The sequence below is a fragment of the Nocardia wallacei genome (genome assembly GCF_029868745.1).
GTDB classification, from domain to species: Bacteria; Actinomycetota; Actinomycetes; order Mycobacteriales; family Mycobacteriaceae; genus Nocardia; species Nocardia wallacei_B.
The window spans coordinates 1-21747 of sequence record NZ_JARWOP010000214.1 but is presented as its reverse complement, the minus strand read 5'-3'; the positions used below and the strand labels follow the sequence as shown (position 1 = coordinate 21747).

Here is a 21747-nt window from a genome sequence, read left to right as displayed (position 1 = left end):
GGGGGTCTTTTTCCCTTGGGGCCCCCCCCCCCCCTTGCCCTTCCGGGGCCCCTTGCGTTTTCCGGGGGCGCCGGGGGCGGGCCAAAAAACCAAAAAAAACACCCCCCGGGGGGGGGGGGGGGGGCGCCCCCCGCCCCCCGCCACAAGGCGTCTCAGGCGGGCGGCGTCCCGTTCACGACGACACGCTGTCCGTCCCAATGAAATCCGACCTGGGTGTGGGTGGCATCCGGGCACGCGTTGCAGCTCCCGGGCGTCTTGTAGTCGAGCACGACCGTGTCGTCGGTGGTCGCCGCGGCGAGGGTGGTGAAGCCGTGCGCCTCGGGCGTCGCCGTGCCCAGGTATTCGCCGCGATGGAACAGCAGCGCCTGCTCGGGGGAGCTGCCGGTCGCGCCCTCGATGGTGACGATCGCGGTGGACAGCGTGGCGCACGGATCGAAATTGCCTTGGAAGGTCGCGGGATCCGTCGCCCACCCCGCCTGTGTCCGCGGCTCGCGCGGCAACTCGGCGACGGCGGCCCGGACCACCGGCGACGCGAGGTCGACACCGCACGCGGGCGCCGAATTCGGACTTCGCTCGGCCGTCGTGATTTTCGAGTCGGTCGCGGGCCCGCACGCGGCGAGCGCGCAGACCGCGGCGGCGGCCGTCGTGGCGACGACGATGGTTCGCAACACTGCTCACGCACCTCCGGGGATCGGTACCGCTATCGAATCATGTTCCGGGCAGTGGGAATCGGGCGGGTATGTGACTCCGATTACTGAATCCGGTGTCAGGCTTGCTGTTTGCTCGAACCGTTGACACTGTGTCTCATCGAGATGAGAAGCGCATACGGTGAGCCGTCCGGACGCGGCCGAAAAGTCATCCTGCCCTTGGTCATTGTGTACGTGGTGCTGGCTGCGGCCTTCGGCGCCCGAGCCTTTGCTGCGTGGTCGCGCGGCGATCACGCATCCTGTGAATGCTGCGCGAATCAGGGAGATAGCGCATGATTTCCCCAGTAGTGCAGACGTTCTCGGGACGATGTGTGGTGAGCGGAAACAGTGACAAGGTCGTCATGAAGCACCAGGGGGAGTCGTGGTGAAGCGAGGCTCCCGGCGGGGCGGCGCGCTGCGCCGCACCATCACCTTGGTCGCACCGGTGCTCGTGGCCGTCGTGCTGGCCGGCGGCTACGTCCTCATCGACGAGCTGGGCAACAAGAACACCGACAGCAAACCCGCGCCCGCCGGCTCGACCGCGGTGGCGGGCAAGGACGTTCCGGAGTCGCTGACGAAACTCGTTGTCGCGCCGGAGGCCCCGATGAGCGGCTACAGCCGCGAGAAGTTCCCGCATTGGGACTCCAACACGCCCGAACACGGTTTCGGCCCCGACTACACGCAATACGCGAAATGCGAAACCCGCGACGTGATGCTGCTGCGCGACGCCACGCCGCCGGTGACCCTCGACGCCAAGACGTGCAAATTCACCGTCGGCAAGGGCGGCGGCTGGCACGATCGGTACGGAATTCTCGATCGGAAGACGGGCAAGCTCAAGGATTACAAGGTCACCACCGATCCGTCCGGTATGGACGCCGACCACATCGTCGCATTGGCCGAGGCCTGGCGCTCGGGCGCCGCGGAGAAGGACGAGGCCACTCGCCGCAATATCGCCAACGACGCGGAGAATCTGGTGGCCGCCGACCCGTCGGCGAATCGCTCGAAAGGCGACCAGGATCCCTCCGATTACCTGCCCCCCGGAACTTACCGGTGCGCCTATATCGACCACTACATCAAGGTCAAGATAAAATACGCGCTGACTGTCGATCCCGACGAGCAGTCCGCACTGCGTACCGCGGTGGACGACTGCGTGCAGCGAGGAGAATTCAGATAAGCGACATCATCGAGATTTCCGCCAAGGCCGCCGTCATGACCGACGAGGAGGGGACGGTGTCCGGTGATCTCGATGTCCGCGTCGATGATTCGGGTCGCGGGCAGGTGCGATACCGCGACACCGACACCTGGTACACCATCGGCAATCTGGAGGCCGAGCCGCCGCGCACCTGGTCCTCGGTCGCCGATCTCGCCGCCGCGATCGAGGCGAGTCGCGGCGAGCGGGACGCGGCGGGCAATGTGATCCCCTTCGAGGCGTAGTTCCCGCGCGGCTAGGCGAGCTGTTCGGCGCGCTGCTTCACCGCGGCGGTCATGCCGCCGAACCCGCGGCGCAGCGGCCCGCCGAGAATCGCGGTGACCACCGGCCGCAGCCAGCCACCGAGTTCGAAGTGCGAGGTGTAGCGGCAGCGGCCGTCGTCCAGCGGGGTGAGGGTGTGTGAGCGCAGACTGCGCAGCGCGCCGAGCGGCACCGGCTTCATCGTGTAACTGAATCCGGCGCCCGGGGTGTTCGACCGGATCCATTCGCGCTGCGCCATGGGCCGCGGTCCTATCAGCCGCACCCGCATGTCGATCGGCGCACCCGGTTCGAGGGTGGAGCGGCAGTCGGCGACGAACGGATTCCAGTCGCCGTACGCGGGGAAGTCGGTGAGCACTGTCCACACCGCCTCGGCGGGCGCGTCGATGTCCACACTGTCGTCGATCGTGAAGGTCATGCGACGACAATACTGAAACCGGTTCTAGTTCGCGTCGATGTGATCCGACAGTCAAACAAGACGAACGTTCATTCTTGACAAGTCGCGAACGCCGGGTGAACACTGAGATGCATTAAGTGGAGTACACATCTCCTCTTAGGAGGTCGTCGTGCCGACTCTCGACACGTTCTCGGTCAAGACCGCAATCGCGGTGTCGCACAGAGACATTGCCGCGCACGGTCCGCCGCGCCGATCCGGACGAAACAATGCCGTTTCTCTCCTGAAAGCAGTGTGCGATGACCACCACCACGACTCAGCAACCCACCGTCGTCTCGCTTCGTGATCCCCGCGCCCAGGACCCGGCGCTCACCGGCGCCAAGGCGGCGGCGCTGGCCCGCGCGGCCGGTCACGGGCTACCCGTCCTCGACGGATTCGTCCTCACCACCGCCTGGACCGACCAGGGCCGGTTACCGGAGATCGAATGGCGCCGGTTGTCCACCGGGGGCAGACGTCCGCTGGTGGTGCGATCCTCGTCCATGGCCGAGGACGGCGCCGAGCAGTCGATGGCCGGGCTGTTCACCTCGATCCTCGACGTGCGGGACTGGACCGGTTTCACCGACGCGGTCGGCCGCGTGCGGGCGTCCGGAACCGCGGTCGCCGCGCATTCGCCGACCGCGACGGGTGCGGCCATGGCGGTGCTCGTGCAGCCGTTCCTCGCCGCCGCGTGGGGCGGGGTGCTGTTCACCGCCGACCCGATGAGCGGGCGCCGCGACCGCATGGTGCTGACCGCGGTCCGCGGCGGCCCGAGCGAGGTGGTCGACGGCAGCGCCGCCGGGTGGACCGCCTCGCTCACCCGCCGCGGACGCATCCGGACGGTACTCACCGCCGACGGGCCGGAGCTGCCGGCCCGCGTGCGGCGCAAGGTGATTCGGCTCGCGAGCCGGGCCACCGCGGTCTTCGGCGGGCCGCTGGACATCGAATGGGCGGTCGATGAAGCCGGCCGCGCGGTGTTGCTGCAGGCCCGCCCCATCACGGCGCTGCGGCGGCCCGGTTCCGGCCCGATCTTCGGTCCCGGTCCGCTGGCCGAGACGTTCCCGGAGCCGTTGCGTCCGCTGGAACAGGATCTGTGGCTGTCTCCACTGGCCGAGGGATTGCGGGTGGCACTGGAACTCACCGGCGCCGCGCCCGCGCGCCGCCTGCGCTCCTCGCCCGTGGCGACGACGGCCGGTGGCATCGCGGTCGCCGATCTCGAACTGCTGGGCGTGATTCCGCCGCGGAACGCGCTGCTGCGATGGCTGGATCCCCGGCCCGGCGCCCGCCGTCTGGGGGCGGCGGCGCGAGTGGGCAGACTGGCCGCCGCGCTTCCGGAACTCGCACGGCACACCTGTGCCCGCGTGGACAGCGACCTGGCGGAGGTGCCGCCGCTGCGGCACCTCGGCACCAGCGGCCTGCTGGATGTCCTGCACCACACCGCGACCGCGCTGACGGCCGTGCACGGATACGAGGCGCTCGCGGGCATGCTCCTGCGCGACGACCGTCCCGCCCCCACCGCGGCGGCCATGGCGCTGGCCGCGCTGGCCGAGGCCCGCGCCGCCGGACTCGCCGACGACCGGATCGCGGAGGAGTATCCGGTGGTGCTGGCCCTGACCCCGCCGCGCATCGGTCCACCCACGGCGCTGCCCGGGGCCGTGCTCGAATCAACCGCTCCGGAGGGCGAATTCGCCGAACTGGCCGTCGCGCGCGAGGCACTGCGGTTGCGGGCGCGCTGGATTCAGGAACTCGCCGCCCGCGCCGCCCTCGAAATCGGCGAACGGCTGACGTCCGCGGGTCTGCTGCCCGAGCCGGAGGCGGTCGCGCTGCTGCGCCTCGCCGAACTCCGCCGGGCCGCCACCCACCGCGCCCTGCCCGCCGACTTCGCCGACCGCACAGCGCCCGAACCCCTCGCCGTGCCGACCGAATTCCGTTTCGCCGACGGTGTTCCGGTGGCGGTGGCCCGCGCCGCGCGGTCCGCCGACCACGGTGTCGGAGCAGGCGGCGGCAGCGGGCGCGGCGTAGTGCACATCGGGCACCGGCCGCCGCCCGGATCGGTGCTCGTCGTCCGGCATCTCGACCCCCGACTGGCGGCCGAGGTGCCGCGGCTGGCCGGGCTGATCGCCGAAACCGGCAGCCCGCTCAGCCATCTGGCGATCCTCGCCCGCGAGCACGGCGTACCCGTGGTGGTCGGCTATCCCGACGCCACCCGGCGGCTGCCCGACGGAGCCGAGGTCGAACTCGACGGCCGCACCGGCGCGGTGCGGATCGTGCCCGAATCGATGGAGGTGCGGTGATGGTGCGCAAGCTGGGCGTGCTGCTCGCGGTGGGAACTGTGCTGGCCACGGGCGCTTACGTATTCGTCTATCTGTATCGGTGGGAATGGAATCGGGCCATCATGTCGGCGACGCTGTTCCTCGCCGCCGAGATCGCGCTGGTGGCCATGCTGCTCACCAATCGGCTGCGCGCACTGCAATCGCGCCCCGTGCGCGTCGCGGCACCGGACCGGCAGACTGCGCGCATCGTGCGCGAGGCGACGCCGCCGTCGCGGGTGAGCTTCGCCTGGCTGGCGCGGCCGGACCGGCTGAACGTCTTCGTGCCGGTGCTGCTCGCCGGTGGCGTACTGCTCACCGGGATCGCCTGGGTGGTCGAGCGGGTCGCGCGGATGACCGCGAGACCGGTTGCCACCCAGCGGATCGTCGCCCGGCTGGATCGGCTGGCATTGCCCCCGGACGGATTTCTCGCTCCCGTCGAGGACAGCACGCGGCTGCTGCGCGGGCCACTGGTGAGGTAGCCGTGCGGATCCGGACTGTGCTGCTGGTGGCCGTCCTCGCGGCGGCGGGCGTTATGGCAGTGACCGCGTTGGCGCAGCAGATGCAATTTCACACCGACAGCGGCGGCGACGGCAGCCGTTCGGTGATCACGTTCGACGCGCGCGCGAGATTCCGCGCACCGGCGGAGGATCCGGCCGTGGCGGTGTGGAAACAGTGCCGCAGCATCGTGAGTCACGTGCGGGTGGTGGACGGCCCGGTCGAACACGAGGGCAGCTGGACCGTCACGCTGGAACCGGCGCTCGGCACGCATACCGAGCGCCGATTCGTCGGCTGCCTGCGCGATCTCGGCGTGGACGGCGTCACGGGTCGTCTGGTGGACCTTCGGCGCACCGGATGAGGTGAACAACGCTCGATCCACATACTCGGGACAGACCTGGGGACAAACGGTTTCAGGCGGGTCCGAACGCGAGCGTGACGTTGTGCCCGCCGAAGCCGAAGGAGTTGCTGAGCGCGTGCGAGATTCGCTGGCGACGCGCCCGCCCGTGCACGATGTCCAGTTCCACGCCCTCGTCGGCGGTCTCGAAATTGAGTGTGGGCGGCACGATCCGGTCGCGCAGCGTGCACACGGTGAGCAGCGCCTCCAGCGCACCCACCGCACCGATGGAATGCCCCAGCGCGGACTTCGGCGCGTACACCGAGGCCTGCCGGGCAACGGCGGCAATGGCATTGGCCTCCGACGCGTCGCCGACCGGTGTCGCGGTGGCGTGGGCGTTCACGTGGTCTATGTCGGCGGCGGTGAGGCCCGCGGCGGCGATGGCCTTGCGCATGGCCCGCGCCGCGCCCGCGCCATCGGGCTCGGTGCCGGTGATGTGGTATCCGTCGGAACTGATTCCGGCCCCCAGCACCCGGCCCTCGATCCGGGCGCGGCGGGCGCGAGCGAACTCCTCGGATTCGAGTACCAGCAGCGCCCCGGCCTCGCCGAAGACGAAGCCGTCCCGGTCGCGATCGAAAGGCCGTGAGGCGCGGGCGGGTTCGTCGTTGCGGGTGCTCATGGCGCGCATCATGGCGAAACTGGCGATGGGCACCGCCTCGATGTAGCCCTCGACGCCACCCGCGATCACGACGTCCGCCTCGCCGGTCGCGATCAGTCGCCAGGCATGTGCGATCGCCTCCGCGCCCGACGAACACGCCGAGGTCGGGGCGTATACGCCCGCCTTGGCGCCGAATTCGAGTCCGACCCGGGCCGCGGCGCCGTTGGGCATCACCATCGGCACCGTCAGCGGCGGCACCTTGCGGTAGCCGCCGGCGCGCATGGCGTCGACCGCGGTGATGAAGGCGTCGCCGCCGCCGAGCCCGGTGCCCACGGCCACGCCGAGCCGCTCACCGTCGACGTCGGGCTTGCCCGCGTCCTCCCAGACCTGGCGGGCGAGTACCAGCGCCAGTTGCTGCACGTAGGAGTGGCGGCGCTGTTCGAGGCGGCTCAGGTGCTCCTGCGGCCGCTGTTTGAGCTTGCCGCCGATGCGGACCGGCAGGTCGTACTCGGTGACGAAGTCGTCGTCGAGCGGGCCGATGCCACTGGCGCCGGCGAGCAGCTCCGTCCACGTCGTCTCCAGGTCGGGGGCCAGGCACGTGGTGGCGGCCATGCCGGTGACGACCACGTTCCGGGTCGTTTGTGTAGCAATCGGTACACCCATGGGTGTCATGGATACCTGTAGCGACCGCTACAGTCAACTCGTGCCCAGACCTCTCGACCAGGCGCGCCGCGCCGAACTGCTGTCCGGCGTGATCGCCTATATCGGCGATCACGGCCTGACCGAACTGTCGCTACGCCCGCTCGCCGACTACCTCGGCACCAGTTCGCGCATGCTGATCCACTATTTCGGCACCAAGGAGCAGATGCTGGTGGCGGCCTTGGAAACCCAGCGCCCCGACATCCCGGCGATGTTCGCCGACGTCCCCGATCTCGCGGCCCTGCGACGGCGGCTCATCGAGTCGTTCCGCGTGAACACCACCGGCGACTGGCTGCACAGCACCCGGGTGCTGCTACAGGTCCTCGGCGTGGCGGCGGTGCCGGGCAGCCCGTTCCGCGCCTACGCCGAGGACACCGTGCACGTACTGGTCGACGCCCTGACCGAGGTCCTGCGCCGCACCGCGCCGGAGCTCTCCGACCCGGAATCGACTGCCACCGTGCTGGTTTCCGGCATCCGCGGTCTGCTCCAGGACCGGCTCGTCACCGGTGACAACACTCGGGTGTCGAAGGCGGCGCGGTTGCTCATCACGCGGACGCTGGAGGCGCCCCGGACGACGGACGGATAGCGCCCGTCAGGTGGCGAGGCCGGAGTCGCGGAGGGCCTCGGCGAGAGGCTCGAGGACGGCCGGGGTGTGCGGCGGGGGAAGGTAGATGATGGCGAGATCGAGGCCCTCGGCATCCAAGGCCGCCGCCCAATCGACGATCTCGGCGTAGCCGAGTCCGGGGTCGAGGCGCTTCTGGGCCGAGAGCAGGATTTCCTTCGGGTCGCGGCCGATGTCGGCGCAGTGGGCGGCGAGAACGTCGCGCTTGCGGGCGAATTCCTCGACGGTCCCGGTGACGAAGTTCCAGTGCTGGGCGTAGCGGGCGGTGATGCGGAGAGTGCGCTTCTCGCCGTTGCCGCCGATGCAGATCGGGGGATGGGGACGCTGCGGGCCCTTGGGCTCGTTGCGGGCGGCGCTCAGTTGATAGAACTTGCCGTCGAAATCCGTTGTCTCCTGGCTCAATAGGCCGATGAGCACCTGGCAGGCCTCTTCGAACCGGTCGAGGCGTTCGGTGATGGTGCCCAGCGGAATGCCGTAGGCGCCGGACTCCTCTTCGTTCCACCCGGCGCCGATGCCGAGTTCGAGGCGGCCACCGGAGATGATGTCGAGGGTGGCGGCCATATTGGCGAGCACCGCGGGATGCCGGTAGTGCACACCGGTCACCATCGTGCCGAGCCGCAAGCGCTGGGTAGCCTGCGCCAGCGCGGTGAGGGTGGTCCAGCCCTCCATGCACGGGCCGGTGGAATCGGAGAAGATCGGGTAGAAGTGATCGAAGGTCCACCCCGACTCGTAGACATCGATGTCGTCGGCGGCCCGCCAGACCGCCAGCATGTCGGCCCAGCTGGTGTCCTGCGGCGAGGTCTTGAACGCGAATCGCATAGTCACAGGCTAGGAGTTGGAGCACACTCCAGGTCAAGTGCCTTCGCCCGTGGACAAGACCTTGCGAGGAGGAGCCGTCACGCGCCACCGCGGCCGGGCGCGATAGGTGGCCGCGCGCAGCACCCATTCCACCGGACCGTAGGCGTGCCCGCGCAACCACCATGCGCTGAACCACAATTGGGCCGCGAAGGTGACCACGGCGATGCCGATCACCACGGGCGGCGGCACGTCGTCGGCGAGCGCTGCCCCGTAGCCGGTGTAGAGGAGCATGAACACGACCGACTGGCCGATGTAGTTGGTCGCGGCCATCCGCCCGGCCGGCGCCAGCCCGGCGACCGCGGGGGCCCACCGCGAGCGGGCGAGCCGCAGCGCCAGCGCCATGTAGGCGAAGGTCATCAGCGGATTCACCAGTTCCTGCACGCCGAACCAGCAGGCGGGCGCATGCAGCAGCCCGGCGCCGTCGGCCCAGGTGACGGCCGAAATAGGCAGTCCCGCACCCAATCCCGCCCACAGCATGCGCGGGGTCCAGCGGCGGATCAGCTCGCCGTCCTCGAAGATCCGGCGCTTGCCCGCCGCCATGCCGAACAGAAACATCGCCAGGCTCGGTATGCCCTGGCCGATCCAGGTGAACAGCAGGAACAGCGGTCCGAAGAACAGCTGTGTCCGCAGCGTTTCGGTGAAGCCTCCGGTGAATCCGTCTGAGAGGCGCTGCAAGTCGAAGACCTGGGCCAGATCGGCGACCTGGCCGCCGCCGGTGTCGGATCCCGGGAGCAGCAGCGCCGGAAGTGTGAACAACCCGTAGAGAACCACGCCGGTGATGACGGCGGTGCGCGGGCGGAGGTTGCGCAGCAGGATGAGGATCAGGCACAGGACCGCGTACAGCGTGAGGATGTCGCCGATCCACAGCAGCAGCACATGCGCGAGTCCGATCGCGAACAGCGCGGCGCAACGCCGGAGCAGCCGACCGCGCGGCGACGCCCCTACCCGCTCGGCGGCCGCGATCTGCAGCGTGAACGAGTAACCGAACAGGAACGCGAACAGCAGGTAGAACCGCCCGAGGAACAGCCCGTCCACCATCCCCGTGGCGAAGGTGTCCAGACGCCCGTCGAAGCGGGGGCTCGGATCATCGGGCGGCCCAACGAGATTCAGCAGCGACGTCACCACCACGACATTGGTGACGAGGATGCCGAACAAGGCGAACCCGCGCAGCATGTCGACCTCGGCGATCCGCCGAACCCCCGCGGTGCGCGTCGACTCGATCGGACCGGACATGCGCTCACGCTATGCCGTGCGACGACCGCTGCGCGTCGCCCACCGCGGCGATTACCCCGCCCGACAGGTACTCCGGCGGACGGACCCGGACAGCACGGGGACGAGACCTCCGCAGTATTGACCTCACGAACATCGAGCACTTCGGAGTCCGGCTCCCGGTGCTGCTCGGATCGCGCTGCCACCCGTCGCCGATCACCGCGAGCGGAAACCTGGTGCGGGCGGTGGGACGCTGGTTCGATACGGTTTCCAGGGGTCTGTCGGTCCGCCCGGCGGCGGGTTGCCGGGGTGAGATGTGAGGGTTGCGCGGATGGATGACAGTTCGATCGCGTGGGTCGACGGTGCGGTGGTGACCCTCGACCAGCGGGCTCTGCCGCACGCGGTGCGGGAGCTGCGGCTCACGACGGTCGACCAGGTCATCGACGCGATCGCGACGCTGGCCGTGCGCGGGGCGCCGGCGATCGGCGTGACGGGCGCGTTCGGGGTGGCGCTGGCCGCGCTGGCGCATCCCGGTGACACCGCGAAGGTGGAGTCCGAAGCCGCGCGCATCGCCGCGGCGCGTCCCACGGCGGTGAATCTGGCCTGGGGTGTGCGGCGGGTGCTGGCGAAGCTGCCCCTCGGGCCGCAGGCCGTCCTCGACGAGGCTACGGCGATGCTCGCGGAGGACGGTCGCGTCAATCGTGCCGCCGCGACCCACGCCGCGGATCTGGTGCAGCGGCTCTGCCCGGACCGGCCGCTGCGGCTGCTCACCCACTGCAACACGGGCCGCCTCGCCACCACCGCCTTCGGCACGGCATTGGGCGCGATCCGGGTGCTGTCGGAGCGCGGCGCGGTGGAGAACGTGCTCGTCGACGAGACCCGGCCGCTGCTGCAAGGCGCGCGCCTCACCGCGTGGGAACTGGCCGAGGCCGGGATCCCGCATCGGCTGACCATCGATGCGGCCGCGGCGTGGGCGATGGCGACCGGGCAGGTGGACTGCGTGCTGGTCGGGGCGGATCGGGTCACCGCGGACGGCTCGGTGGCCAACAAGATCGGCACCTACGGCCTGGCCCTCGCCGCACACCGCCACGGGATCCCGTTCATCGTGGTCGCACCCGAATCCACCCGCGATCTCCGGACCGCCACCGGAGGCGGGATCGTCGTGGAGGAGCGCGCCGCGGCGGAGATCACCCACGTCGGTGGGGTCGCCACCGCGCCCGAAGGCACCGCGGTGTTCAATCCGGCGTTCGACGTGACGCCGCCCGACCTGGTCACCGCGGTGGTGACCGAGAACGGGATCGTGGCGGGCGACGACGCGTCCGCGGCCGCCGACAGCATCGCCGCCCTCGCGCACTCCTTGTACGCACGCGGCTGGATGCCGGGCACGGCGGGCAACATCTCCGCGAGAGTGGGGGATTCGGCGCTGATCACGGGAAGCGGTCTGTCCAAGGGCGACCTGACGACAGCGGACATGGTGACGGTGAATATCGCCGACTCCCAACCGGTTTCGGGCACGCGGCGACCTTCCGCGGAGACCGCCATCCACATCGCCGTCTATCGCGCGACCGATGCCCGAGCCGTCGTGCACGTCCACCCGCCGCATGCCACCGCACAATCGGTCGGCGCGCCGGAGTCGCTGCGGTTCACCGGGTACGAACTCCTCAAGGGACTGGGCCGGGCGGATACGATCGATATCCCGGTGTTCGCGAATCATGCCGACGTCCCGCGCATCGGCGCGGACATCGAGCGCCATCTCGCCGAGCGCCCGGACGCGCCGCCGGTGCTGGTCATCGCCGGCCACGGCATCACCGCCTGGGGCGAGACCCTGGCGCAGGCCCGCGACCGCGCGGAATGCCTGGAGGCGATGTGCGAGCTGGCGGCGCTGACCGGCCGCCGCGAGATCTGATCACCCACACCGAGTTCCGAGGAGAAACCGCAATGACCATCCTGCAGATCATGGCCGACGGCGATGCCGCGCAGGTGCGGCTGCGGACCGGCGATCCCGAGGTCATCGGTGCCGAATTGGCAAAGCGCGGTATCGTTTTCGACCGCTGGCCCACCCTGCCCGGACTGGACGCCACGACGACCGGCGAGCGAATTCTCGCCCACTACGACGACCGCATCGGCGAACTCAACGCCGACGGCCGTTACCGGCACATCGACCTGGCCCGCCTGCAACCCGACGACAGCGACCCGCAGTGGCCCGCCAAGGCCGCCGCGGCGCGCGGGAAGTTCCTGTCCGAGCACCGCCACGCCGAGGACGAGGTCCGCTTCTTCGCCGCCGGGCGCGGCTGCTTCTACCTGCACCTGGAGCCCGAAGTGGTGGCGGTGGTGTGCGAGGGCGGCGACCTGGTGTCGGTCCCCGCCGGTACCCGGCACTGGTTCGACATGGGCACTCGCCCCGATTTCGTGGCCGTCCGGTTCTTCGAGGAGGAGGACGGCTGGGTCGGCGACTTCACCGGCGACGAGATCGGCGCGCGGTTCCCTACTCTCGACGAACTCGTCACGGCCTGAACGCATCCGGCGGAAGAGAGCACATGATCACGGCGATCGTCGTCGACATCGAGGGCACCACCAGCCCGACGTCCGCGGTGCGCGAGGACCTGTACGGCTATACCCGGCAACGACTTCCGCGGTGGCTGACCGACAACAGCGGCGGCGCCGCGGACGCGGTACTGACGGCGACCCGGGCGCTGGCCGGGCGGCCCGACGCGGGCCCGGCCGAGGCGGCCGAGATCCTACGCGGCTGGCTGGATTCGGATGTGAAGGCCGAACCGCTCAAGGCCGCACAGGGGTTGATCTGCGCGGAGGGCTTCCGCGACGGCGCTCTGCACGGCGAATTCTTCCCGGACGCGCCACCGGCGCTGCGGGCCTGGCACGCCGCCGGAATCACGCTGTACGTGTACTCGTCGGGTTCGGTGCGCAATCAACGGGATTGGTTCGCGTTCGCTCGCGACGGCGAGCTGGCGACGCTGATCAGCGGTTGGTTCGATCTGGCCAATGCCGGAAACAAGCGGGAGGCGGGCTCCTACGAGAAGATCGCCGGCGCGATCGGCGTACCGGCGGAACGCATTCTGTTCCTGTCCGATCACCCGGACGAACTCGATGCCGCCGTCACCGCGGGCTGGCGGGCGCTCGGCGTCAGCCGTCCCGGCGAACCGAACGCCCCACGGCCCCCGCACCGTTGGGTCGGATCGTTCGCGGAGATCGAGCCGGACTGACCCGGAACGGCACGCGATGCCGAATTGCACCGTGTGCCATTCCGTTTCACACGGCCGAGGCGGTCGCGCGGGTGATCAGGTGCTCCACCAAGGTCATCAGCACGGTGCGGCAGGAGGCCCGGTCGCGGGCATCGCACAGCACCACCGGCACGGTCGGGTCGAGATCCAGGGCATCACGCACCTCGTCCGTCGTGTAGACCGGCGCGTCCTCGAAGCAGTTCACCGCCACCGTGAACAGCAGTCCACGACGCTCGAAGTAATCGATACCGGCGAAAGAGCTTTCCAGACGCCGGGTATCGGCGATGACGATCGCGCCGAGGGCGCCGCGGGCGAGTTCGTCCCACAGGAACCAGAACCGGTCCTGGCCGGGCGTGCCGAACAGGTACAGCACCAGGTTCTGGTCGATGGTGATGCGGCCGAAGTCCAGTGCCACCGTGGTGGTTTTCTTGCTCTCCACGCCCGACATGTCGTCGATGCCGGAGGAGAGTTCGGTGATGAGTTCCTCGGTGCGTAGCGGGGGGATCTCGCTGATCGAGGACACCATCGTGGTCTTGCCGACGCCGAAGCCGCCGGCGACGAGGATTTTGACCGATGCGGCGAGCGGCGCCGCGGACATCGTTTCAGGCACGGTGTGTTTCTACAGCTTTCGGATTCCGTCGAGTACTGCTCGCAAGACATTGAGGTCGCCGGGGCCCGCGTCGGTGCGGGCGGGCACCCGGAAGTTCAGATGCCCCTCGCTGATCAAATCACCAACCAAGATCTTGGTGACAGCCAGGGGCAGTCTCAGGGTTGCCGATACCTCGGCGACCGACTGCGGAATCCGGCAGCGCCGAACGATTTCCGCATATTCCGGCTCCGGCCGCCGCAGCGGCGGGGCCGTGTCGACCGTGACCACCAGGGTGAGCATATCCAGATCGTGTCCGGCTCCCATGGTGCGGCCCCGCGTCACGGCGTACGGGCGGACCAGCGGGCCCGCCTCGTCGTCGAACCACGGTTGCCCGAAGCGCGTCATGACTATCTATGCTCCACCTGTTCCAGGCCGTTGCGAGGATGGGTGGACAGGTAGCTGCCGACCCGTTGCACGGTCAGGTTCATCTCGTAGGCGACCATACCCAGATTCGCGCTCTCGCTGGCCTGCAATGCGAGACACGCGTTGTCGCCGGCGGCGGTGACGAACAGCACCGCGCGGTCGAGTTCGATGACGGCCTGCCGGACGCCGCCGCCGTCGAAGCGGCTGCCGGCGCTACGGGCCAGCCCGTACAAGGTCGCCGACATGGCGCCGAAGTGCTCGGCGTCCTCGCGGTTCATGGTGTTGGATCGGCCGAGCAGCAGCCCATCGGTGGAATGCACCACCGCGTAACGCACGCCGGCGAGGCGCTCGACGAGATCGTCGAGCAACCAGTTCAGATCACCTGTGTTGGAAGAGGTCACCTTCGCCTTCCTGTTCCTCCGGGGCGGCGGGCGGTGAGGCCTGCCGCCCTTGTCTGGTGCCATTCTCTATGGCAGACATGACATCTCGGGCCTGCTCCGCCGAACGGGCGCGCTGCGGGCCGCTTTCGGCGCCCGACTGCTCCGCCAGTTCGGGCGCCAGGCTGGCCTGGCGGCGCCGACGGGGGAGCGGCGGCCGCGCGTCGCTGCCGGTGTAGCGCGAGGGCGCGGGGCGGGCCTCCTCGGTGCGGGGACGCGGGGGCGGCAGGGTGGCGACGGCGGTGGGGACGGGCTCGGGCGAGGCGACGGGTAGTTCGCCCGTTTCGGTGCGTTCGGGCCGCCGCACGGCCGCGCGTTCGGGCAGATGGTCGGCCAGCGGGGCGTCGGGGGTGATGATCGCGGTCGGGATGAGCACGATGGCCCGGGTGCCGCCGTAGTCGGATTCCGCCAGCCGCACCGAGACGCCGTGCCGCAGGCCCAGCTGGGCGACCACGAACAGCCCGAGTCGGGAGTCCGCCGACAGTGTCGCCACACCGAAATCCGGTGGGTGGCGCAGCATCTCGTTGGTGCGCTCCAGGTCCTCGGCCGACATGCCCACGCCCTGGTCGCTGATCTCCACGATGACGCCCTTGCCGACCAGGTTCCCGGTGATATCGACGCGCGACTGCGGCGGCGAGAAGGAGGTGGCGTTGTCGACCAGTTCGGCCGTGAGGTGGATGAGGTCGGCGACCACGCCGCCGATGACGAACACCTGCGGCAGCCGCTGAATGCGCACCCGGGTGTAGTCGAGGGTCTCGCCGACCGCGCTGCGCACCAGTTCCACCAGCGGCACCGGCCGTCGCCACTGCCGCCCCGGCTCCCCGCCGCCGAGGATGACGAGGTTCTCGGCATTGCGGCGTTCCCGGGTGGCCAGGTGGTCCAGGCGGAACAGGGTGTCCAGCAGTGCCGGATCCTCCTGCCGCTGCTCGGCCTCGTCGAGGATCTCCAGCTGCCGGTGCACCACGATCTGGCTGCGGTGGGCGATGTTGAGGAACACCGCGCGCACGCCTTCGCGGGTGCGGGCCTCGGTGACCGCGGCCGCGACCGCCGCGGTGTGGGCGCGGTTGAACGCCTGTGCGACCGAGCCGATCTCGTCGTGGCCGAAATCCAAACGCGCGGCCTCGGTCTCGGGATCGACCTGCTCGCCTTCGGAGAGCTTGCGCATGGTCTCCGGCAGGCTCTTCTCGGCGAGGGTGAGCGTTTCGGTCCGCAGCCGCTTGAGCCGTCCGATGAGCCGGTTGGCCAGCCACAGCGATCCGAGGAAGGCCAGCACCGCGATCGCCAGTACCGCCGCGCCGGCGAGCAACGAGTTGCGGCTGGTGTCGGTGGCGTCCTGGACCGCGAGCCGATTGCCGTGGTCGTTCTGGACCTTCCACAGCTCGAGCATCTGGTGGTTGGTCTGCTCGGCGGCCGTCCGCCAGGCCGGCAGCGGCATCGGGGGTGCGGGGGCGCTGCCCGATCGGCTCGTCGGCTGCGGGCGGAGGACGAATTCCTCCATCGCCGCCAGCTGTTGCCAGCTGGCCGACTCGACGATGGTCCGCGCGCGGGTCTGCTGCTCGGTGCTGAGATCGTCGAGGAGTTGCTGCATTTCGGTGTGGTAGTAGCCCACCAGGTTGCGGTACTCGGTGGCGAGCTGGGGCGCGAGGCCTTGGCCGCCGAGTGCCGGAGCGGTGAGCGCGGTGGTGCGCGAGATCGCCTCCATCACCCGCACGACCCGCAGCGCGTCGGCGAATTCCGTGGCCACCGTGGCGTTGGGCGCGGTATCGATGATCATCTGGGTGCCCACGGCGACCGCGTGCAGCAGCTGGGTGTAGATGCCGTACGCATCCGGCACCGGCATCGCGCCGGAGTCGATGGCGCCACGAATGACCGGCAGCTGCTTCTGCAATGTGTCGAACCCGCCGACGTTCTCCATCTCGTCGGACTTGCTGACGACGGCGTCACGGACCGGGATCAGGCCGTTGATGGCGTGATCGAGATTCTGCCGCGCCGACCCGAGGGCCACCGGATCGGGCTGTTCGCCGGCGAGCTGCCACAGCGACAGCAGCCGCTCCTGTTCCACCGCCGCGATCATCTCGCGCACCGGGCCGTTGCTGCTCTCCATCGCGCTCGCCCAGTCCTCGGCGCGCTGCGCATCCCGTACCAGGTAGCCCGCCGCGCCCACACCGATCACGAGCAGGGCCAAGCTCGGCACCAGTGCGATCGCGAGAATGCGGGTCCGGACACCGAGCCTCGCTCTCAACATCGCCACAACGTAACCGGCGGTAGGGGTCGGCGGCGGCGCATTCCCGTTGAACGAGACATGTTTTGACACAGCGGCATCGAGTGTGCTTGTGCCACTGTGGGTTCGGGAGCGTGCTCGGGGAGTCTCGGGTTCTCGTCGGAATACCCGATAACGTCCGTGTCTACCCTCCCGATTTCGGCGTGCCACTTTCCTCCCGCGCGTCGCGGCGACCACTGGAATCGCGGAGTATTTCGGGGCTGCCGCTTGTGAATATCGACGGTCCTACCCGAGGTGGTAGGCGCGATCCGGCCCGCGCGGTAGATTGTGTGTATCGCGTGGTTACTGACAAGTAGGAGACGATGATGCCCGTGCCGGAAGCCGCCGTATTCGAGCGTCTGCGGGAGTTCGCGGCCGTCGACGCCGCCGCCGAACACACGACGCGCACCATTACGGAGGTGTTCACCGGTCGCGCTTTGGGCGAGGTGCCGGTCGGGACGGCCGAGGATGTCGCCGCGGCGTTCGAGAAGGCCCGTGCCGTACAGCAGCGCTGGGCCGCGCGGCCGCCCAAGGAGCGCGCGGCCGTGCTCGAGCGCTACCGCGAGCTCGTGGTACAGAACCGCGAGTACCTGATGGATGTCATCCAGGCCGAGACCGGCAAGGCCCGCTGGGCGGCCCAGGAAGAGATCATGGGCCTGATGTTCGCGGCCCGGTACTTCGCCCGCATGGCGCCGCGGCTGCTCGCGCCGCACCAGGCGCCGGGCGCGTTCCCGGTGCTGAACCGCGCCTCCGTGCGCACCCAGGCCAAGGGCGTGGTCGGCGTGATCGCGCCGTGGAACTACCCGATGCTGCTGTCGATCGGCGATTCGATCCCGGCGCTGCTGGCCGGCAACGCGGTGATCGTGAAGCCGGACAGCCAGACGCCGTACTCCTCGCTGGCGAACGTGGAACTGCTGTGGCGTGCCGGGCTGCCGCGGGATCTGCTGCAGGTGGTGCCCGGACCCGGCACGGTCGTCGGCACGGCCATCGTGGATTCCTGCGACTATCTGATGTTCACCGGTTCCTCGTCCACCGGCAGCACGCTGGCGCAGCAGTGCGGCAAGCGGCTGATCGGCTTCTCCGCCGAACTCGGCGGCAAGAACCCGATGATCGTCACGCGCGGGGCCGATCTGGACAAGGCGGCGAAAGCCGCTGTGCGGGCCTGCTTCTCGAACGCGGGCCAGCTCTGCATCTCGATCGAGCGGCTGTATGTGGAGAAAGCCGTGGCCGAGCCGTTCACCCGGAAGTTCGTGGCCGCGGTGGAGGCGGCGAAGCTGGGCGCGGCCTACGACTACTCGGCCGATATCGGCTCGCTGATCTCCGAGGCGCAGCTGGAAACGGTCACCAAGCATGTCGCCGACGCCACCTCGAAGGGCGCCGCGGTGCTCGCGGGCGGGAATGCCCGGCCCGATATCGGCCCGCTGTTCTTCGAGCCCACGGTGCTGGCCGAGGTCACCGACGCGATGGAATGCGGCCGCAACGAGACGTTCGGCCCGCTGGTGTCGATCTATCCGGTCGCCGACGTGGAGGAGGCGATCACGCTCGCCAACGACACCGAGTACGGCCTGAACGCGAGCGTGTGGGCGGCGAGCAAGACCGAGGGCGAGCGCATCGCCGCCCGCCTGCACGCCGGAACGGTATGCGTGGACGAGGGTTACGCCCCGGCCTGGGGCAGCACCGGCGCGCCGATGGGCGGCATGGGTATCTCCGGTGTCGGCCGCCGCCACGGTCCCGACGGGCTGCTGAAGTTCACCGAGCCGCAGACGGTGGTGGTGACGCGCTTCCTGAATCTCGATGCGCCCTGGGGCGTTCCACAGAGCAAGTGGCAGCCGTTCCTGATGGGTGTGGCGCGGGCGATCAGGTTCCTGCCGGGACGCTGAGGAGGGCGGCCGCGCTCAGTAGGGGTGTGCGCGGGCGGACCATCGGGGTGCGAGGGCCTCGGACCTGGTGGCGGGGAACGCGATTCGCTGCGGGTCGCCGTCGGAGGTGTAGCGGCGTTCGGGGTGTTCGGCGAGGCGGTCCAGCCAGTAGGCCGAGTCGAAGGGGACCTCGCCTCGGCCCGACCGGATGCGGGGTACGGCGGCGGGGTCGATCGAGCCGTAGGGGGAGGCCGCGGGTTCCGAGCCGACCAGCATGACCGCGTCGAACATGTAGGGCGTGCCGTCCCAGCTGCCCGCGCGGGCGGATGCGGGGTCGTCGGGAGCGACGCCCAGGGGTAGCGCCATCGTGCGTACGGGCGCGCCCGGGGCTGCCTGCTGGATCGTGCGCACGTTGAGTGCGAGTTCGCGCTGTACCCCGGCGGCGTCTAGGTTGTCCAGGTTGGCGTGGGTGGCGGTGTGTGCGCCGAGGTCGTATCCGTGTGCGGCGAGCCACGGCAGCGCGCGGGGATCGTCGCCGAACAGGTCGTCGGTGACGTAGAAGGTCGCGACGGCCGGGAAGTCCGGGTGGTGGGCCGCGAAATCGGCGAGGATGCCGACCGCGCTGTCGGGCACGGGATTTCCGTCCGGGGCGAAGGCCACCTGACTGACCGTGGAGTCGTCGAAGGTCAGCACCACGGGATGGGTTCCGGCGGGGATATCCATCTCGCCCGCAGCGTATTTCGCGGCGGTGACCGGACGGTAGCCCTCGCGGTACAGCCGCTCCAGCTCGGCGCGGAACTCCGCGGGCGTCTGGTCGTACTCGCCTGCCGGGGCGGGGCTCAGCTGGTGGTACATCAAGATCGGCACCAGGCCCAGTTCGTCGGCCGCGACGGCCGCCGGGTCGGGCGCGGGCGCCGGTGGTTGCGGCGGGGGAGCGGCGGCGGGCGTGACCGGCCGGGGCGCGCCGCACGCGGCCGCCGCCAGCAGGATCAGGGCGGACAGGACGATGCGGCACATCCTCACCATCACGTCGATATTACGTACCGCCAACGATTTTCGTGATGCGCTCGGAAAGTCGCGACGAATCGCGTTACCGGCATGGATATTAGGGAGACGTCGACCGAAAGCTGGTGTGTACGTTGCTGAAACGTGTCCCGACACAGGATCGCCGGCGGCTGGCGATCGTCTCGGTGCTGGTGGTCGCGGTGCTGCTGGTGGCGGGTTCGGCCCTCGGCGCGGTCCGGGCCGAGCCGACGGGCCTGATCATGAACGGTCTCCCGGCCGGTCCGGTGGGCGCGGCTGCGCTGGGTTCGCTGGAACTGTCGGTGGACATCGGCGATCACGATCGCCGGGCGTTGCGGCTCACTGTCGACGGGCGGGAGGTGTCCGGCGAGATCTCCGGGACCACGGTGCGGTACCGCCCCGCCGGGCTGTCCGAAGGCGACCACACCGTCACCGCCGAGATCCGCCCGGGCGGCCTGTTCGGCTGGATGCGCACCGGCCCCGGCATCTCGCGGACGTTCACCGTCGACACCACGGCCCCGGATCTCGAGGTCGCGGCGCTGCCGCCGGTGTCGTCGTACCGTCAGCCGGTCACCGTGCGCGGCAAGGCGATTGGTGCCGATCGCGTCACGGTCGGCGCCGGAGCCGCGACTCCGGACTCGTCGGGAGATTTCGAGATCACCCTGCCACGTGCCCCGGTGGGCGCTGCCGTCACCGCGGTCGACGCGGCGGGCAATACGACGACCCGGCCGCTGTCCGCGGCGGTCGCGCTGCCGCGCATGAAGGCGGTCCACGTCACCGCCTACGGCTGGGCCGACGAGGGGCTGCGATCCGGCGTGCTGGCCATGGCGCGCGAGGGACGCATCAACACCGTCGAACTCGACATCAAGGACGAGGACGGAATGATCGGCTACGCCTCGGATGTGCCGCTCGCCCGGGAATCCGGGGCGTCGACGCGGATCTACGATGCCCGAGCGGCCCTGAAGACGTTGCACGACATGGGGATCCGAGTCGAAGGCCGCATCGTGGCCTTCCGGGACCCGACGCTGGCGGGCTGGGCGTGGCGCAGCGGCCATCCGGACTGGGTGGTGCAGGACCCGGCGGGCCTGCCCTATTCCAGCGGATACGGCGCCATCGCCTTCACCAACTTCGCCCATCCCGAAATCCGAAGGTACAACATCGATCTCGCGGCCGAGGCGGCTCGGCTCGGCTTCGACGGAGTCATGTACGACTACGTGCGCCGCCCGGACGGCCCACTGGACGGCATGCGGTTCGCCGGACTGGCCGAGCCGCCGACCGACTCGATCGCGCACTTCCTCAGGGACAGCCGCGATCCCGTGCGCGACGGCGGCGCCGCCCTGAGCGCGGCGGTATTCGGCATCGCCGCCACCCGGCCCGGCCAGATCGCGCAGGACATTCCGATGATGGCGGCGAACGTGGATTACGTAGCGCCGATGCTGTATCCGTCGCACTGGGGCGCCGGGGAGTACGGCGTGGCCGATCCCAACGCCCAGCCCTACGACATCATCGCCCGCTCACTCCAGGACTTCCGGACACAGACCGCGGGCACCGGCGCGAAGGTGATCCCGTGGCTGCAGGATTTCAGTCTCGGCGTGAACTACGGGGACGGCGAGGTGCGCGCCCAGATCGATGCGGCGGCCGCCGACGGCGTCGACAGCTTCCTGCTGTGGAATGCCGCGAGCAGATACCACGCCGGGGCGCTCGCCCCTGACCACTGACCCGGCGTGGCACGCGCCGTCAGGCTTCCAGGTCGGCTCCCGTGCGCGGCGGATGAGCTTCGAGCGCTTCGACTTCCGAGTCCGACAGCAGCCGGGAACGGATCAGGAAGCGCACCCCTTCCGGCGCCTCGAGCGAGAATCCGCTGCCGCGCCCGGGCACCACGTCCACGGTGAGATGGGTGTGCCGCCAGTACTCGAACTGGTCCGCGCTCATCCAGAACGGTGTCTCGCCCGGCAGGCTGCCGAGCAGGACATCCGCGGCGCCGACCCGGAACTCGTTGCGCGGGTAACACATCGGCGAACTGCCGTCGCAGCATCCGCCGGACTGGTGGAACATCACCGGCCCGTGGGGGGGGGGCGGCCGCGGGGCGCCGCCCGCCCCCGCGCCCGGGGAGGCGGCAGCGGCCGCGGGGGGGGGGGCAGGA

The 21747-nt window shown here is 69.9% G+C and carries 22 protein-coding genes; 11 read left to right on the top strand and 11 right to left on the bottom strand.

The window, feature by feature from the left end:
• Positions 1–152 precede the first annotated feature (152 nt).
• Positions 153–671 (bottom strand): LppP/LprE family lipoprotein, encoded by a 519-nt coding sequence (locus QH470_RS18080; RefSeq protein WP_280273554.1) that lies wholly within the window; start codon positions 669–671, stop codon positions 153–155.
• Between the two features lie 400 nt (positions 672–1071).
• On the opposite strand from QH470_RS18080, the gene QH470_RS18075 reads away from it, so the two are divergent.
• Complete coding sequence (locus tag QH470_RS18075; protein ID WP_280273553.1) at positions 1072–1860, top strand: HNH endonuclease family protein; 789 nt, start codon at positions 1072–1074, stop codon at positions 1858–1860.
• Positions 1861–1895: 35 nt separating this feature from the next.
• Positions 1896–2120 (top strand): hypothetical protein, encoded by a 225-nt coding sequence (locus tag QH470_RS18070; RefSeq protein ID WP_280273552.1) that lies wholly within the window; start codon positions 1896–1898, stop codon positions 2118–2120.
• An 11-nt stretch (positions 2121–2131) separates the two neighbouring features.
• Here QH470_RS18070 and QH470_RS18065 read toward each other — a convergent pair whose 3' ends face one another.
• Entirely contained in the window at positions 2132–2572 is a 441-nt protein-coding gene (locus tag QH470_RS18065; protein WP_280273551.1) for an SRPBCC family protein, read from the bottom strand.
• Positions 2573–2847: 275 nt separating this feature from the next.
• Between QH470_RS18065 and QH470_RS18060 the strand changes: the two genes are divergently transcribed.
• From QH470_RS18060 to QH470_RS18050, 3 genes are read left to right on the top strand one after another with little or no spacing between them, the layout of a single operon-like run.
• Positions 2848–4878 (top strand): PEP/pyruvate-binding domain-containing protein, encoded by a 2031-nt coding sequence (locus tag QH470_RS18060; protein ID WP_280273550.1) that lies wholly within the window; start codon positions 2848–2850, stop codon positions 4876–4878.
• Positions 4878–5375 carry a hypothetical protein gene (locus QH470_RS18055; RefSeq protein WP_280273549.1) on the top strand — a complete coding sequence of 166 codons (498 nt, stop codon included), beginning with the start codon at positions 4878–4880 and terminating at the stop codon, positions 5373–5375. The genes QH470_RS18060 and QH470_RS18055 overlap by 1 nt, the downstream gene beginning before the upstream one ends.
• Positions 5376–5377: 2 nt before the next feature.
• Positions 5378–5752 (top strand): hypothetical protein, encoded by a 375-nt coding sequence (locus QH470_RS18050; protein ID WP_280273548.1) that lies wholly within the window; start codon positions 5378–5380, stop codon positions 5750–5752.
• A gap of 52 nt (positions 5753–5804) precedes the next feature.
• On the opposite strand, the gene QH470_RS18045 is transcribed toward QH470_RS18050, so the two are convergent.
• Complete coding sequence (locus QH470_RS18045; RefSeq protein WP_280273547.1) at positions 5805–7049, bottom strand: KasA/KasB family beta-ketoacyl-ACP synthase; 1245 nt, start codon at positions 7047–7049, stop codon at positions 5805–5807.
• Positions 7050–7089: 40 nt separating this feature from the next.
• Here QH470_RS18045 and QH470_RS18040 point away from each other — a divergent pair, with 40 nt between their 5' ends.
• A complete protein-coding gene (locus QH470_RS18040; RefSeq protein WP_280273546.1) occupies positions 7090–7671 on the top strand; it encodes a TetR/AcrR family transcriptional regulator in 582 nt (193 codons plus the stop codon).
• A 6-nt stretch (positions 7672–7677) separates the two neighbouring features.
• Here the strand turns inward: QH470_RS18040 and QH470_RS18035 are convergent, their stop codons facing one another.
• Entirely contained in the window at positions 7678–8526 is an 849-nt protein-coding gene (locus tag QH470_RS18035) for an LLM class F420-dependent oxidoreductase (protein WP_280273545.1), read from the bottom strand.
• A 33-nt stretch (positions 8527–8559) separates the two neighbouring features.
• Complete coding sequence (locus tag QH470_RS18030; protein ID WP_280273544.1) at positions 8560–9798, bottom strand: DUF418 domain-containing protein; 1239 nt, start codon at positions 9796–9798, stop codon at positions 8560–8562.
• Positions 9799–10105: 307 nt separating this feature from the next.
• Here QH470_RS18030 and mtnA point away from each other — a divergent pair, with 307 nt between their 5' ends.
• Genes mtnA through mtnC form a run of 3 tightly spaced genes read left to right on the top strand, consistent with a single transcriptional unit; the run spans position 10106 to position 12995 of the window.
• Entirely contained in the window at positions 10106–11680 is a 1575-nt protein-coding gene (gene mtnA, locus QH470_RS18025) for an S-methyl-5-thioribose-1-phosphate isomerase (protein ID WP_280273543.1), read from the top strand.
• Between the two features lie 32 nt (positions 11681–11712).
• Positions 11713–12288, top strand: a complete 576-nt coding sequence (locus tag QH470_RS18020) for a 1,2-dihydroxy-3-keto-5-methylthiopentene dioxygenase (protein WP_280273542.1) — start codon at positions 11713–11715, stop codon at positions 12286–12288.
• Positions 12289–12311: 23 nt separating this feature from the next.
• On the top strand, positions 12312–12995 hold the full coding sequence (mtnC, locus tag QH470_RS18015) for an acireductone synthase (protein ID WP_280273541.1): 684 nt from the start codon (positions 12312–12314) through the stop codon (positions 12993–12995).
• Between the two features lie 46 nt (positions 12996–13041).
• Here mtnC and QH470_RS18010 read toward each other — a convergent pair whose 3' ends face one another.
• The 4 genes from QH470_RS18010 to QH470_RS17995 are packed head-to-tail and all read right to left on the bottom strand — an operon-like array spanning position 13042 to position 16707.
• Positions 13042–13611, bottom strand: coding sequence for a GTP-binding protein (locus QH470_RS18010; RefSeq protein ID WP_280273555.1), 570 nt, complete (start codon positions 13609–13611; stop codon positions 13042–13044).
• A gap of 21 nt (positions 13612–13632) precedes the next feature.
• Positions 13633–14007 carry a DUF742 domain-containing protein gene (locus QH470_RS18005; RefSeq protein ID WP_280273540.1) on the bottom strand — a complete coding sequence of 125 codons (375 nt, stop codon included), beginning with the start codon at positions 14005–14007 and terminating at the stop codon, positions 13633–13635.
• A gap of 2 nt (positions 14008–14009) precedes the next feature.
• Entirely contained in the window at positions 14010–14426 is a 417-nt protein-coding gene (locus QH470_RS18000; RefSeq protein WP_280273539.1) for a roadblock/LC7 domain-containing protein, read from the bottom strand.
• Positions 14404–16707: a nitrate- and nitrite sensing domain-containing protein gene (locus tag QH470_RS17995; protein ID WP_280273538.1), complete on the bottom strand. Its 2304-nt coding sequence runs from the start codon at positions 16705–16707 to the stop codon at positions 14404–14406. The genes QH470_RS18000 and QH470_RS17995 overlap by 23 nt, the downstream gene beginning before the upstream one ends.
• Positions 16708–17048: 341 nt before the next feature.
• Here QH470_RS17995 and QH470_RS17990 point away from each other — a divergent pair, with 341 nt between their 5' ends.
• Positions 17049–18602: a succinic semialdehyde dehydrogenase gene (locus QH470_RS17990; RefSeq protein WP_280273537.1), complete on the top strand. Its 1554-nt coding sequence runs from the start codon at positions 17049–17051 to the stop codon at positions 18600–18602.
• A gap of 15 nt (positions 18603–18617) precedes the next feature.
• On the opposite strand, the gene QH470_RS17985 is transcribed toward QH470_RS17990, so the two are convergent.
• Positions 18618–19607 carry a polysaccharide deacetylase family protein gene (locus tag QH470_RS17985; RefSeq protein ID WP_280273536.1) on the bottom strand — a complete coding sequence of 330 codons (990 nt, stop codon included), beginning with the start codon at positions 19605–19607 and terminating at the stop codon, positions 18618–18620.
• A gap of 113 nt (positions 19608–19720) precedes the next feature.
• Between QH470_RS17985 and QH470_RS17980 the strand changes: the two genes are divergently transcribed.
• Positions 19721–21322, top strand: coding sequence for a putative glycoside hydrolase (locus tag QH470_RS17980; protein WP_280273535.1), 1602 nt, complete (start codon positions 19721–19723; stop codon positions 21320–21322).
• A 19-nt stretch (positions 21323–21341) separates the two neighbouring features.
• On the opposite strand, the gene QH470_RS17975 is transcribed toward QH470_RS17980, so the two are convergent.
• Positions 21342–21747, bottom strand: a 406-nt coding sequence (locus QH470_RS17975; RefSeq protein ID WP_280273534.1) for a DUF779 domain-containing protein, incomplete at its 5' end; no start/stop codon positions are given.